The organism is Aeromicrobium sp. CF3.5 (assembly GCF_051262695.1).
In the GTDB taxonomy this organism is placed as follows: Bacteria; Actinomycetota; Actinomycetes; order Propionibacteriales; family Nocardioidaceae; genus Aeromicrobium.
This window is the reverse complement of the sequence record NZ_JBIMEZ010000002.1, coordinates 89,737-102,401: the sequence shown is the minus strand read 5'-3', so window position 1 is coordinate 102,401 and position 12,665 is coordinate 89,737. Positions and strand designations below refer to the sequence as shown.

The following is a 12,665-nucleotide window of genomic DNA, read 5'->3' as shown; positions in this document are numbered from 1 at the left end:
CCTGCTGCGACAATGGGAGCAATGAATCCCACCTACACCGAGGTCGAGCAGGCGCTGCTCGGTCGCTGGCCCGAGAACCGGGTCGAACCGTCGCTGGATCGCATTCGTGCGATCTGTGATCTGCTGGGCGATCCGCAGGCGTCGTTCGCCGCCGTGCACCTGACCGGCACCAACGGCAAGACGTCGACCAGTCGCATGATCGACACGCTGCTGCGGGCCCTCGACCTGCGGGTCGGGCGCTTCACCAGCCCACACCTGGAGTCGATGACCGAGCGGATCACGGTCGACGGTCTGCCCCTCACCGAGGAGCTGTTCGTCGAGGCCTTCGCGGACATCGCGCCCTTCGCGCAGATGGTCGACGAGCAGTCCATGAGCGCCGGCGGACCACCGATGTCGTACTTCGAGACGATGGTCGCCATGGCGTACGCCGCGTTCGCCGACACCCCGGTCGACGTCGCTGTCGTCGAGGTGGGCATGGGCGGGTCCTGGGACGCGACCAACGTCGTCGACGGCGAGGTCGCGGTGATCACGCCGATCTCGGTCGACCACGCGCGGTACCTCGGCGACCGGCCCGAGGTCATCGCGATCGAGAAGGCCGGCATCATCAAGGCTGGCGCCTCCGTGGTGATCGCCGAGCAGGAGCCCGAGGTGCTTGACGTCCTGATGCGCCGGGTGCTCGAGGTGGGCGCCAAGCCGCTGCGCGAGGGTGTGGACTTCGGGCTCGCCTCGCGGGTCAATGCCGTCGGCGGTCAGCAGATCGACCTGCAGATGGGCTCGCGCCGCTACGACGACATCTTCCTGCCGCTGCACGGCGCGCACCAGGCGCACAACGCGGCCTACGCGCTGGCGGCGGTCGAGGCCTTCACCGACGGCCGTGAGCTCGACCCCGATCTGGTGCGGGATGCCTTCGCCCAGGTGACGTCACCGGGCCGCCTCGAGATCGTGCGCCGCAGCCCCACGGTGCTGCTCGACGCCGCCCACAACCCGGCCGGAGCGCAGGTCGCGATCGACACGGTGCAGGACGCCTTCGACCTCAGCCCGCTGATCGGTGTCGTCGGCATCATGGCCGACAAGGACGCCGACGCGATCCTGCGGGTTCTGGAACCTGTGCTCGCCCACGTCGTGATCACCCAGAGCAGCTCCGCGCGATCGATGTCGGCCGCCGAGCTCGGCGACATCGCCATCGACCTGTTCGGCGAGGAGCGCGTCACCATCGCGCCGCGCCTCGACGACGCGTTGGAGCGGGCGGTCGTGATGACCGATGGAGCTGACGGCTTCAGTGACGAGGTCGGCGGCGGGGGAGTGCTGGTCACCGGTTCTGTCATCACCGTCGGCGAGGCGCGCCTGCTCTTCGGCGGCCCCGAGCGGGACGACGATCAGCGATGAGGGGTCAGTCATGAGGGGCCAGTCGTGAGGGGCTGGGCATGAGAGGCATGTGCGCGGCGATGCTGACGCTGCAGGCCATCATCGTGGGCCTGGCCGTGCCCGTGCTGATCTCGGTCGAGGACGTCGAGCCGTCGCTGGCTCTGCCGCTCGGTCTGGGTCTCGCGCTGCTCTGCGTGCTCACGGCCGGCATGCTGCGCCGCCCCTGGGCGTACTGGATCGGCCATGCCACCCAGGTCGCCACGATCGGGCTGGGCTTTCTGAGCACGCCGATGTTCTTCGTCGGGGCGTTGTTCGCGCTGCTGTGGATCAGCGCCTTCCTCCTCGGCCGCCGCATCGAGGCCGACAAGGCCCGGTGGGCCCGCGAGGCCGAGGAGGACTGAGCGTCAACCGACCATGTGCACCAGGGACCACTGGTGCTCCTGGGCGATCATCTCGGCGGCCTTCTCGCCGATCATGATGCTGGCCGCGTTGGTGTTGCCGCTGACCACCGTGGGCATGACGCTGGCGTCGGCGACGCGCAGGTTGGCCACCCCCATCACCTTGAGCTCCGCGTCCACGACGCTGCCCATGCGGCACGTCGACGTCTCGTGGTAGACGGTCATCGAGTAGTGCCGGGCCAGGTCCTGCAGCAGCTCGTCGCTGGGCTCGGCCCCCACCTCGTGCCCGTGCTTCGCGGCCAGCGCCGGCGGCACCATGAGGGCGCCGATGCCGTCGCCGGGCCAGTGCCTGGCAATGTCGAGGGCGCGGCGGATCACCGCCAGCATGACCGACATGTCGTGCGGATCGCCGTAGTAGTTGAGGCTGATGTTCGGCGCATCGGCGATGTCGGCGCTGGTCAGGGTGATCTCACCCTCGGAGTGCGGCTGAACCGGGTTGGGCAGGATCACGATGGTCTGTGCGTCAGGCGACAACGCGCTGGCCGGGTCCGGGAAGTAGGTGGCCGGGTCGATGCGGAACACGTGCTGCCAGATGTCGGGGGTGTACCCGCAGGCCAGGACGCCGATCTGTGCGTCGTGGGTGTGCTCGTCACCCAGGCCGGTGGAGAAGAAGGCCACGGCGTCGTAGAACGACGAGGACGCCAGTCCCTTGCCGGTGGTGGCCCACTCGGTGACCTGACGCTCGGCCTCGGCCTTCAGTGCGGCCAGCTCGGGCGGAAGGTTCACGTCGTCGGCCGGGTCGGCCGGTAACGGGCCCGCAGGCTCGCGCAGGGCGTCGGGGCCAAGGCCGATGGCGATCTCGGTCATGGTCAGGGCCACGCCGGGCGCCGGGAACGCCAGCGGGACGTGCAGGTGGTCCTTGAGGTGCTTGCCGACGTGCGGGTTGTCCACGACGCTGTCGATGTCGAGCGCGGCCAGCTCGTCGGCAGGACCGATGCCCGAGACGAGCAGCAGGTGCGGCGACCCGATGGCACCGGCGCTGACGATCACCTCGCCGTCGGCCATCACCGTGTGGGAGGCGCCGTCGGCGTCGCGGTACTGCACGCCGGTGGCGCGCGGATCGGCACCGCCGGACTCCAGCAGGATCCGCTCGACCTGCGCGTGGGTGATGATCGTCAGGTTGCTGCGGTCGAGATTCGGCTCGAGGAATGCGTGAAAGGTCGAGGACCGCTTGCCGTCGCGGGTCGAGGTCTGGAACAGCGACGAGACACCCACGGCACCGCCACGATCGCGGCCGTTGTAGTCGCCGCGGGGGATGCCGACTGCCTCGGCGGCCTGCACGAACTGCTGGGCGGCCACGGTGCGCGGTGCGCGCACCGACACCCCGAGCGGTCCGTCGGTGCCGTGAACCTCCTCGTCGATGACGACCTCGTCGCCGTCGGGTGAGCCGGCTCCGTTCGGGTCGGCCAGCCCCTCGCTCTTGATGAAGTAGGGCAGGACGTCGTCGTAGGCCCACCCCTTGGCACCGTCAGCCGACCAGCTGTCGAAGTCGCCCGGGTGCCCGCGCACGTAGGCCATGTAGTTGAGGCCCGAGGAGCCGCCCAACATCTTGCCGCGTGGCACCATCATGCGGCCATCGGCGAGGCCCTCGCCGGCACCGCCCGGGTCGCCGGTGAACATCCAGTCGACCTCGGGGTCGAGCTGCAGGGACGCCACCGCGGCGGGCATCGCCTCGTGCGGGGGAGGGGGGCCGCCGGCCTCGATCAGTGCCACCTGCACCGTGGGGTCCTCGCTCAGTCGTGTCGCGATGACGGCGCCGGCCGATCCACCTCCCACGACGATCACGTCGAACTGTGCGCTGGAACCCGTGGTGTCTGGCTGGGTCATGGAAGAGACCTCCGTCGGCAATGCGTACTGGCGTGTGTGATGTCTATCACTGTCCGGCGGTTGTGCGGTAGGGGTCGAGGCACCGAGTACCGTCGGGCCATGGTGCGGATGCTGGCCATCGCCGACGAAGTGGATCCGTTGCTGTCCGACGCCCGGCTGCGGTCCCTGATCCCGGACCTCGTCGTCTCGGCCGGCGATCTGCCATGGGACCACTTGGAGCACGTCGTCTCGGTGACCGGTGCTCCCGCGCTGTTCGTGCCGGGAAACCACGAACCGCCCAGCGGGGCCGGCGAGATGACGGCTCCGCCCGGCATGCGCAGTCTCGATGGTGCGGTGGTCGAGGTCGCGGGGCTTCGCCTCGCAGGTCTCGGTGGCTGCGTGCGGTACAACGGCGGCGATCACCAGTACACCCAGGAGGAGTACGAGGCGCGTGCCGCTGCCCTCTGCTCGGCCGTGGAGTCCGCTGGCGAGCCGCTCGACGTGCTGGTGACCCACACGCCTCCGCTGGGGCTCGGCGACGACACCGACCCGAGCCACCGGGGCATCGCGGCATTGCACGCCGTGATCGAACGGCTCTGCCCCACGTGGCACCTGCACGGCCACCTCCACCCGCACGGCATGCACAAGCCCGACCGCGCCCTCGGCGCGACAACCATCCGCAACGTCATCCCGTGGTCGCTGCTCGAGATCGAACCCCGACGGAAGGCCTGACTCATGGTCAGCAACTCAGGATCGCCCCGCGTCGACGCCGAGAGCGACTTCATGCGGGCCAGACGTCACCAGGTGCTCTCGAGCCTCGCGGCGCGGCTGCGTGGCGCCACCGATGACGTGGTGCAGTCGATGTCGTTCGACGACGTGGTCGAAGCGCTCGGCCGACGTGGCGAGCACTACGCCGGAACCAAGGTCATCGCGCTCGATGACATCGTCGGATCGGTCGACAAGGTGCGCGACTTCGATCGTCGTTTCCGTCCGACCTCGACGCGCAGTCGACAGCGATGGGAACGTCTGGCGCGCGCCAATCGCACCGGCGAGATCATCCCTCCCATCGATGTCTACCGGATCGGCAACGTGTACTTCGTGCGCGACGGCCACCACCGGGTGTCGGTGGCCCGCAGCCTCGGCACCAAGCTGATCGAGGCGAGGATCACCGCGATCGACACCTTCTTGACCCCCGTGGGGATCGAGGGTCGAGCCGACCTCGAGTTGAAGTTCTGGCGGCGGATCATGCTGCAGCGCGTGCCCTTCACCGGTGAGGCCCGGGCCGCCGTGGCCGTCAGCCGCCCCGCCGCCTACGGCGAGCTCGCGGAGGCGGCAGAGGCCTGGGCGTCTCGCGCCATGCATGCCGAGGGGGCCTACATGGATCCGGAGACGATGGCGGCCCGCTGGTACGCCGAGGAGTTCAAGCCCGTCGTCGAGATGATCGAGGAGGCCGGCGTTCGCGGCGACGACGAGCGACCCGCTGAGGCCTACCTGCGGGTCGCCTGCGAGCGGTACCGGCTCATCCGCGAGCACGCGTGGAATGCGGAGGTCCTCGACGAGGTCAAGGGCAAGGGTCGCCGCAAGCGTTGACGGGAAAAGGCCCCAACTTCTGTAGCGGTAAGCAGGTCAGAACCGGTCCCAGACCTGCGTAACGCTACAAAAGTGGGGGGGGGGGGGGTTACAGACCGACGGTCAGGTTCTCGCCGCTGGCCGGATCGAACAGGTGCATCCGGTCGGTGTCGATGAACAAGGTGGCGTTGTCGTCCGCGGTGACGGTGCTGGCTGCGTCGAGCGAGACCACGAGCTGGGTGCGCAGGGAGTCGCCATCGCCCTCGCGGGCGAGCTCGCGCAGCTGGTCCTGGACCTGGGCCTCGGCCTCGTACGGCACGTAGGCGTACTGCTGGTCCCCGAGCCACTCGCGCACGTCGATGTGGGCGTCGAAGGTGCGCGCCGAGTCGACCTTGCCCTCCTCGATCACCGAGACGTCCTCGAAGTGCTCGGGGCGGATCCCGGCCATCAGCAGGCCCTTGCCCTCGGCCTTGGCGGCCTTGTCTGCCGGCAGCGGGAACGTGCCGAACGGCAGCGTGACCTGGCCGTTCTCGACCGTGGCGGGCAGGAAGTTCATCGGCGGCGATCCGATGAAGCCGGCCACGAAGAGATTGACGGGCTGCTCGTACAGCTCGCGGGGGCTGGCCAGCTGCTGCAGATTCCCGCGCTTCATGACGGCGACGCGGTCACCGAGCGTCATGGCCTCGGTCTGGTCGTGGGTCACGTAGACGGTCGTGATGCCCAGCTTCTTCTGCAGACGTGCGATCTCGGTGCGCATCTGCCCGCGCAGCTTGGCGTCGAGGTTCGACAGCGGCTCATCGAAGAGGAACGCCTGCGCCTCGCGCACGATCGCGCGACCCATGGCGACGCGCTGGCGCTGGCCACCGGACAGGTTGGCGGGCTTGCGCTCAAGGTGCTCGTCGAGGTCGAGCGTCTTGCTGGCCTCCCGCACCTTCGCGTCGATCTCCTTCTCGCTCGTCTTGGCCAGACGAAGGGGAAACGCGATGTTCTCGTAGACGCTCAGGTGCGGATAGAGCGCGTAGTTCTGGAACACCATCGACAGGTTGCGGTCGCGCGGCGCGAGATCGTTGACCCGCTCGCCACCGATGACCATGTCACCCTCGGTGATGTCCTCGAGCCCCACGATCATGCGCAGCAGCGTGGACTTGCCGCAGCCCGAGGGCCCGACCAGGATCATGAACTCCCCGTCGGCGACGTCGATGCTGACGTCGTTGACGGCCGGGAAGCCGTCGCCGTACTTCTTGACGATGTTCTTCATCTCGATGGCAGCCATGAGATCAACCCTTCACTGCGCCGGCGGTGAGGCCGGCGACGATCTTGCGCTGGAAAAACAGGACGAGGATGACGATGGGGACCGTGGCGACCACGGCACCCGCGGCCAGCAGCGATGCGGGCCGGTTGAACGGATCGGCGCCGACGAAGAACGACAACGCGGCGGGGATGGGACGGGCGCTCTCGGTGGAGGTCAGCGAGATGCCGAAGACGAAGTCGTTCCACGCGAAGAAGAAGGTCAGGATCGCGGCGGTGAACACGCCGGGTGCGGCCAGCGGCACGATCACCTTGCGGAACGCCTGCCAGGACGTGGCTCCGTCGACCTGGGCGGCCTGCTCCATCTCCCACGGGATCTCCCGGAAGAACGCCGAGAGGGTCCAGATGGCCAGCGGCAACGTAAAGCTCATGTACGGAATGATGAGGCCGGGCCAGGTGTCGTAGATGCCGAGCGTGCGCCACAGGTCGAACAGCGGACCCACCAGCGAGACCACCGGGAACATCGCGATCACCAGGGCCGTGGTCAGCACGAACTTCTTGCCAGCGAACTCCAGACGAGCGATGGCGTACGCGGCCAGCGTCGCGAAGATGACCGACAGGATCGTCGCGGTCAGCGAGATGCCGATCGAGTTGATGATCGCGCGCCGGAACTGGCTGTTCTGGAGGACGTCGACGTAGTTCGTCCAGCCGGCGCCGCCGCCGCTGGAGGGGAAGAATCCGGGGCTGCCGTTGGTGACCGCAGCCTGGCTCTTGAACGACAGCGAGATGATCCACGCGACCGGCAACAGGCACCAGGCCAGGATCACGCCGACACCGAGGGCGGTGCCGATCCTGCTCTTCAGCTGCTTATTCATCTCAGCTCTCCTGCCGTGCGTCGGCCAGATTGACCTTGAACAGCTTGACGATCACGAACGCCACCACCAGCACCGAGATGAACAGCAGGACCGACAGGGCCGATCCGATCCCCAGCTGGAACTGCTCGATCACCTGGCGGTAGGTGAGGAACGAGATCGACTCAGTGCCGTTGGCGCCCGCGGTCATCACGAAGATGTTGTCGAAGATGCGGTACGCATCGAGCGCGCGGAACAGGACGGCGACCATGATCGCGGCCCGCATGTTCGGCAGGATCACCTTGGTCAGCCGCTGCCACCAGGTGGCGCCGTCGACCTTGGCCGCCTCGAGCATGTCCTCGGACACCTGCGCCAGGCCGGCGAGCAGCAGCAGGGACATGAACGGAGTGGTCTTCCAGATCTCCGAGGCCATGATCGCCAGCACCGACGACGGATACTCGGCGAACCAGTTGAAGTCGGCACCGACGAACGGCAGCCAGCTGTTGACGAAGCCGTTGGTGTTGGAGAAGGCGAACTGCCACGCGAAGCCCGACACGACGGTGATGACGCCGTAGGGGATCAGGATCGAGGTGCGAATCAGGCCGCGGGCGAAGATGACCTTGTGCATCACCATCGCGAAGGCGAAACCGATCACCAGCTCGACAGCGACCGTGACGATCATGATCATCACGGTGTTGGCGGTGTCGCGCCAGAACAGTGCGTCGGTCAGGGCCGTCGCGTAGTTGGCCAGCCCGACGAACTCACGGTCGTCCGGCGCGGTCAACGAGTAGTTGAACAGCGACAGGTACAGGGCGCGCAGCATGGGGAACGCGGTGACCAACAGCATCATCACCAGAGCTGGCGCGACGAGCTTGCGGGCCAGCGAGGTCTCGGCCTTCGAGCGATCTGACTCTGGCGGCTTGGGTGTCTTCTTCTTCGGTTCATCCAGTGTCGTGGTCACAGGAGTGCCTTTCCGCTCAGAACGGCCTTGAGGAAGGCCGCCGATTCGGCGGGAGTGTCGGTACCCACAGCATTGGGCGAGTGCCACCGCGACTGCACGGCACTGGAGACCTGGCTGTAGAACGCGCTCTTGGGCCGCGGCCCGCCGGAGTCGATGCTGTCGCGCCACAGAGCCAGCAGCTCGGTGGGGTAGACCTCGGTGAGCTCGGGGGAGTCGTAGACGGACTCGCGGGACGGCATCAGGCCCTCGTTGACCGCGAGAGCGGCCTGCGCGTCGCTGTCGGTCACACAGATGGCGGCCTCCTGCGCGAACTCGGGGTACTCCGAGAAGGCGCCGACCCCGATGTCGATGCCACCGATCGGTGGGCGGGACTCCTCGCCGGCCACGGTCTGCGGGTATCGGGCGAAGCCGAGGTCGTCGAGCTCGGCCTCGTCGGCCGGCCCACCGGGCTGGCCGAGCAGGCCCAGGTAGTTCTGGTAGACGAAGGTCCAGTTGGTCATGAACTCACCCGGCCCGTCCTCGGGGAACATGGCGCCGAGGCTGGTGCCCTCGTTCGAGGTGGAGAAGTCGGGCTGAGCGGCCCCGGAGTCTGCCAGCTTCTCGATGACGCCTGCGGCTGCCTCGGCGGCCTCGGAGTCGATCGTGACCTCGGCGTCGCGCCCCTCCTCGACCGTGTCGGGGTCGAGGATGTTGCCTCCGGCGCCCTGGATCAGCGAGTTGATCCAGACGACGTAGGCCTCGTACTTGTCGGCCTGGACGCCGACGGTGGCGCCGTTGTCTGCGGCGGCGTCGATGACCTGGTCCCAGGTGACGGGTTGGGTCATGTCGAGTCCGGCCGCCTCGGCCAGGGACTTGCGGTACCAGAGCACCTGGGTGTTGGCCCACTGCGGTGCTGCCACGACCTCGTCCTCCCACGTCACGGTCTCGGCCGCCCCGGCGAGCACGTCGTCGTCGAGGACGGTGTCGCCGGCCTCGCCCTCGAACGGCGCCAACCACTCGGCGTTGGCGAACTCGGGCACGAAGACGGGGTCGAGGCTCATCAGGTCCGTCGAGGTGTCGCCCGCGGCAAGCCGCCGGGCCAGCTGGGTGCGCTGGTCGGTGGCGCTCGCGGGCAGCAGCTGGATCGCGATGTCGTAGTCATCGGTGCTGCAGTCCTCGGCCAGCTGGTTGAGCGTGTCCTGGCCGTCGGGGTTGATGTACCAGTTCAGCGTCGGCTTGCCATCGTCCCCGCCACAGGCCGCCAGCATCGAGGTGCTCACGGCCAGGGCTGCGAACGCAGCGAACCCCCGGCGTCGTGTTCTGCCCAGTCGCGATGTGTCTGGTCGCTGGACCATGTGGACCTCCCCATCCGAGCCCCAGTGAGTGTGACTCACCGCACAGGGCTCACTGAACGTATCGCCGCGGTGGGCCACGCGCAAGAATCGCGCAAAAAGTCAGACGAGGACCCACGCGGTGACGTCGGGAGGCACATGCTGACCCTCGAGCGGCGCCGACACGGCGATCACGGTGGCCCGTGGTGGGAGAGGCGCGAGATCTGTGCCCAGGTTGCAGATCACGGTCACCTCGCCGTTGTCGAGCTGGAGGAGGTTCGGCCGGGCAGCCGCCCATCGCAGCGAACCGTCGCCGAGGTGGTACTGGCGGCGCAGGCGCAGCAAAGATCGGTACAGCTCGAGGGTCGAGCCCTCGACGCCGTGCTGCCGGTCCGGGGCGAGGTCGCCGAAGGTGGCGGGCTGCGGCAACCACGTGCGCCCGGACGGCCCGAATCCGAGACCGGGCGCACCGGACTCCCACGGCACGGGCACGCGGCATCCGTCGCGTCCGCGAACGGTGTGGCCGCTGCGCTCCCACGTGGGATCCTCGCGCACCTCGTCAGGAAGCTCGGTTGCCTCGGGGAGTCCCAGCTCCTCTCCCTGGTACAGGTAGGCCGACCCCGGCAGCGCCAACATGAGCGCGGTCGCGGCCCGAGCGCGACGAAGGCCCAGCTCGGCGTCGGGCTGTGGATCCCCGATCCCGATGCCGAGCGTGTCGACCACGTCGGTGGCCCCGGCGCGACCCAACCGGGTCGCGTGTCGGACGACGTCGTGATTGGACAGCACCCAGGTCTGGGGTGCTCCGACGGCCTGGGCGTGGTCCAGGGATGAGGTGATCGACGCCCTCAGAGCCTCGGCGTTCCACGGGGTCTGCAGGAAGTTGAAGTTGAACGACTGGTGCAGCTCGTCGGGGCGCACGTACCGGGCCAACGCCTCGGGCGGCTCGACCCACGCCTCGGCGCACAGGATGCGAGCGGTGCCGGTGGCCGTGGAGTAGGTGTCGACCAGGGTGCGCCAGCTGCGATGGATCTCGTGCACCCCGGGCTGGTCCCACATGGGGGACAGGGCGGTGTCGGAGTGATTGGGGTCCAGTGACAGGTCGGTGTCCGGCAGGCCCTCGGCCTTGACCATGCCGTGCGCCACGTCGATGCGAAACCCGTCGACGCCGCGATCGAGCCAGAACCGCAGGACCGATTCCATGTGCTCGCGCACTTCGGGATGGGACCAGTCGAAGTCGGCCTGGCTGGGGTCGAACAGGTGCAGGTACCACTGACCGTCGGGTACCTGGGTCCAGGCCGGGCCGCCGAACACGCTGGTCCAGTTATTGGGAGGTGCAGCGTTGGGAGGTGCAGCACTAGGTGGTGCAGCGCCGTCTCTGAACAGGTAGCGCGCCCGCTCGGCACTGCCCGGCTCGGAGGCCAGTGCTGCTTGAAACCACGGGTGGTCGATCGAGGAGTGGTTGGGGACGACGTCGACGATGACCCGCAGGCCGAGGCCGTGGGCGCGCTCGATGAGTGCGTCGAAGTCCGCGAGCGACCCGAAGAGGGGATCGACGTCCGTGTGGTCGGTGACGTCGTAGCCGCCGTCGCGCTGCGGCGACGTGTAGAACGGCGACAGCCACACCGCGTCAACGCCCAGATCGACCAGGTGGGGCAGGCGCTGAGTGACACCGGCGAGATCGCCGATCCCGTCACCGTCGCTGTCAGCCCACGACCGCGGGTACACCTGATAGATGACGGCATGTCGCCACCACTGAGACTCGGCCACACGGCCACTGTATGGTCTGGCGCATGCCTGAGACTCGGGATGGAGCCGCACGCGTGTTCGCCACAGTCATGGCGGTCGTGGTGGTCTGGTACCTGGTCGCGTTCGCGCCCACGGTCGTGCGGTTCGCCCAGATCGACGCGTCCACGTCTTTCGTCTTCCCGACCTTCGTGGTGCTGCCGTTGATGCCGGGCTCGTGGTCGGTGCTGCTGATCGGACCGACCGTCGGGGGCGCCGTCGCCGGGCTGCTCTCACGGCGCGCATTCGTGCTGATCGCTCCGGTTGCGGCGCTGGCCGTGGTGCTCACCGTGGTCGAGCTCAGCGGGATGGTCGGAGCAGGCGCAGGTGCCTATGCCACGGACGACCGACTGATCGCGGGTGGCCTGGTGCTGTTCGGACTCGGCACCACGATCGGTCTGGTGATTGGCGCCCTGGCGCTACGAGGTCGGTCGGTCGCACGCCAAGGCCTTGCGTGGGTGATTGGCGCCTGGTATCTCGGTCCGTGGCTGAGCGGTTGGGCCTCCTTTCCGGGGACATCGCTCGATGACGGCGGAGTGCTGGGGTTGGCCTGGACGCGTGTCGTCGCGCTCGTCGCGCTCGTCGCTGTCGGGGTGCTGATCGGTCGAGGTGGAGCCTGGATCACGGCGGCGGCAGCGACGGTCAGTGTCGTCGTCCTTCCACTGACGGTGGGCGTGTTCGACTTTGTCACCCCGATGCTGCGGCCATCAGAGCCCGCGGACGTCGTCGGTGAGGCTGTGGACCGTGCGGTCTACATCCTGTGGTTCATGCTGGAGCGACCTCAGTCCTACCTTCCGGCCCTCGCGGTGCTCGTCGGTGTGCTGGGCGGCGCGCTGCTCGGTCGCCGGACGGGGTCCTCTCCCGCCGGTCCGGAGCCCGTCGAAGCCCGATAAGTTGCACACATGACCCAGCGCACGCTCGTCCTGATCAAGCCCGACGCGGTTCGCCGCGGACTCACCGGACAGGTTCTGTCCCGGTTCGAGGCCAAGGGCCTCACCCTCGTGGCGATGCAGCACCGAGCCATCGACGCTCAGATGGCCGACGCCCACTACGCCGAGCACGTCGACCAGCCCTGGTACCCGCCGCTGCGCGAATTTGCGATCTCCGGGCCCCTCGTGGCTCTGGTGCTCGAGGGCGACGAGGCGATCTCGGTCGTGCGGACGCTCAACGGAGCCACCGATGGTCGGGCCGCTGCCCCCGGCACCATCCGCGGCGACCTGTCGCTGTCGAATCGCGAGAACCTCGTACACGCCTCGGACTCCGAGGAGTCCGCAGCGCGCGAGATGTCCCTGTGGTTCCCCGACCTGGCCTGACG

Annotated in this window: 12 protein-coding genes; 6 read left to right on the top strand and 6 right to left on the bottom strand. The window is 68.3% G+C overall.

Annotated elements, in window-relative coordinates; genetic code table 11:
* Positions 1 to 21: 21 nt before the first annotated feature.
* Positions 22 to 1,386 (top strand): bifunctional folylpolyglutamate synthase/dihydrofolate synthase, encoded by a 1,365-nt coding sequence (locus ACHAA3_RS04055; protein WP_435707665.1) that lies wholly within the window; start codon positions 22 to 24, stop codon positions 1,384 to 1,386.
* A gap of 38 nt (positions 1,387 to 1,424) precedes the next feature.
* A complete protein-coding gene (locus ACHAA3_RS04050; protein WP_435707664.1) occupies positions 1,425 to 1,766 on the top strand; it encodes a DUF4233 domain-containing protein in 342 nt (113 codons plus the stop codon).
* A gap of 3 nt (positions 1,767 to 1,769) precedes the next feature.
* On the opposite strand, the gene ACHAA3_RS04045 is transcribed toward ACHAA3_RS04050, so the two are convergent.
* Entirely contained in the window at positions 1,770 to 3,650 is a 1,881-nt protein-coding gene (locus ACHAA3_RS04045; protein WP_435707663.1) for a GMC family oxidoreductase, read from the bottom strand.
* 99 nt (positions 3,651 to 3,749) lie between these two features.
* On the opposite strand from ACHAA3_RS04045, the gene ACHAA3_RS04040 reads away from it, so the two are divergent.
* Positions 3,750 to 4,361 (top strand): metallophosphoesterase family protein, encoded by a 612-nt coding sequence (locus ACHAA3_RS04040; RefSeq protein ID WP_435707662.1) that lies wholly within the window; start codon positions 3,750 to 3,752, stop codon positions 4,359 to 4,361.
* A gap of 3 nt (positions 4,362 to 4,364) precedes the next feature.
* Positions 4,365 to 5,219, top strand: coding sequence for a hypothetical protein (locus tag ACHAA3_RS04035; RefSeq protein ID WP_435707661.1), 855 nt, complete (start codon positions 4,365 to 4,367; stop codon positions 5,217 to 5,219).
* An 88-nt stretch (positions 5,220 to 5,307) separates the two neighbouring features.
* Here the strand turns inward: ACHAA3_RS04035 and ACHAA3_RS04030 are convergent, their stop codons facing one another.
* The 5 genes from ACHAA3_RS04030 to ACHAA3_RS04010 form a co-directional block, all read right to left on the bottom strand.
* Positions 5,308 to 6,471 carry an ABC transporter ATP-binding protein gene (locus ACHAA3_RS04030; RefSeq protein ID WP_435707660.1) on the bottom strand — a complete coding sequence of 388 codons (1,164 nt, stop codon included), beginning with the start codon at positions 6,469 to 6,471 and terminating at the stop codon, positions 5,308 to 5,310.
* Between the two features lie 4 nt (positions 6,472 to 6,475).
* A complete protein-coding gene (locus ACHAA3_RS04025; protein ID WP_435707659.1) occupies positions 6,476 to 7,321 on the bottom strand; it encodes a carbohydrate ABC transporter permease in 846 nt (281 codons plus the stop codon).
* A gap of 1 nt (position 7,322) precedes the next feature.
* On the bottom strand, positions 7,323 to 8,258 hold the full coding sequence (locus ACHAA3_RS04020; protein WP_435707658.1) for a carbohydrate ABC transporter permease: 936 nt from the start codon (positions 8,256 to 8,258) through the stop codon (positions 7,323 to 7,325).
* On the bottom strand, positions 8,255 to 9,517 hold the full coding sequence (locus ACHAA3_RS04015; protein WP_435707657.1) for an extracellular solute-binding protein: 1,263 nt from the start codon (positions 9,515 to 9,517) through the stop codon (positions 8,255 to 8,257). The genes ACHAA3_RS04020 and ACHAA3_RS04015 overlap by 4 nt, the downstream gene beginning before the upstream one ends.
* A 174-nt stretch (positions 9,518 to 9,691) precedes the next feature.
* Entirely contained in the window at positions 9,692 to 11,335 is a 1,644-nt protein-coding gene (locus tag ACHAA3_RS04010) for a glycoside hydrolase family 13 protein (RefSeq protein ID WP_435707656.1), read from the bottom strand.
* A 23-nt stretch (positions 11,336 to 11,358) separates the two neighbouring features.
* On the opposite strand from ACHAA3_RS04010, the gene ACHAA3_RS04005 reads away from it, so the two are divergent.
* Complete coding sequence (locus ACHAA3_RS04005; protein WP_435707655.1) at positions 11,359 to 12,243, top strand: hypothetical protein; 885 nt, start codon at positions 11,359 to 11,361, stop codon at positions 12,241 to 12,243.
* 9 nt (positions 12,244 to 12,252) lie between these two features.
* A complete protein-coding gene (gene ndk / locus ACHAA3_RS04000) occupies positions 12,253 to 12,663 on the top strand; it encodes a nucleoside-diphosphate kinase (RefSeq protein WP_435707654.1) in 411 nt (136 codons plus the stop codon).
* The last annotated feature ends 2 nt before the right edge of the window (positions 12,664 to 12,665 follow it).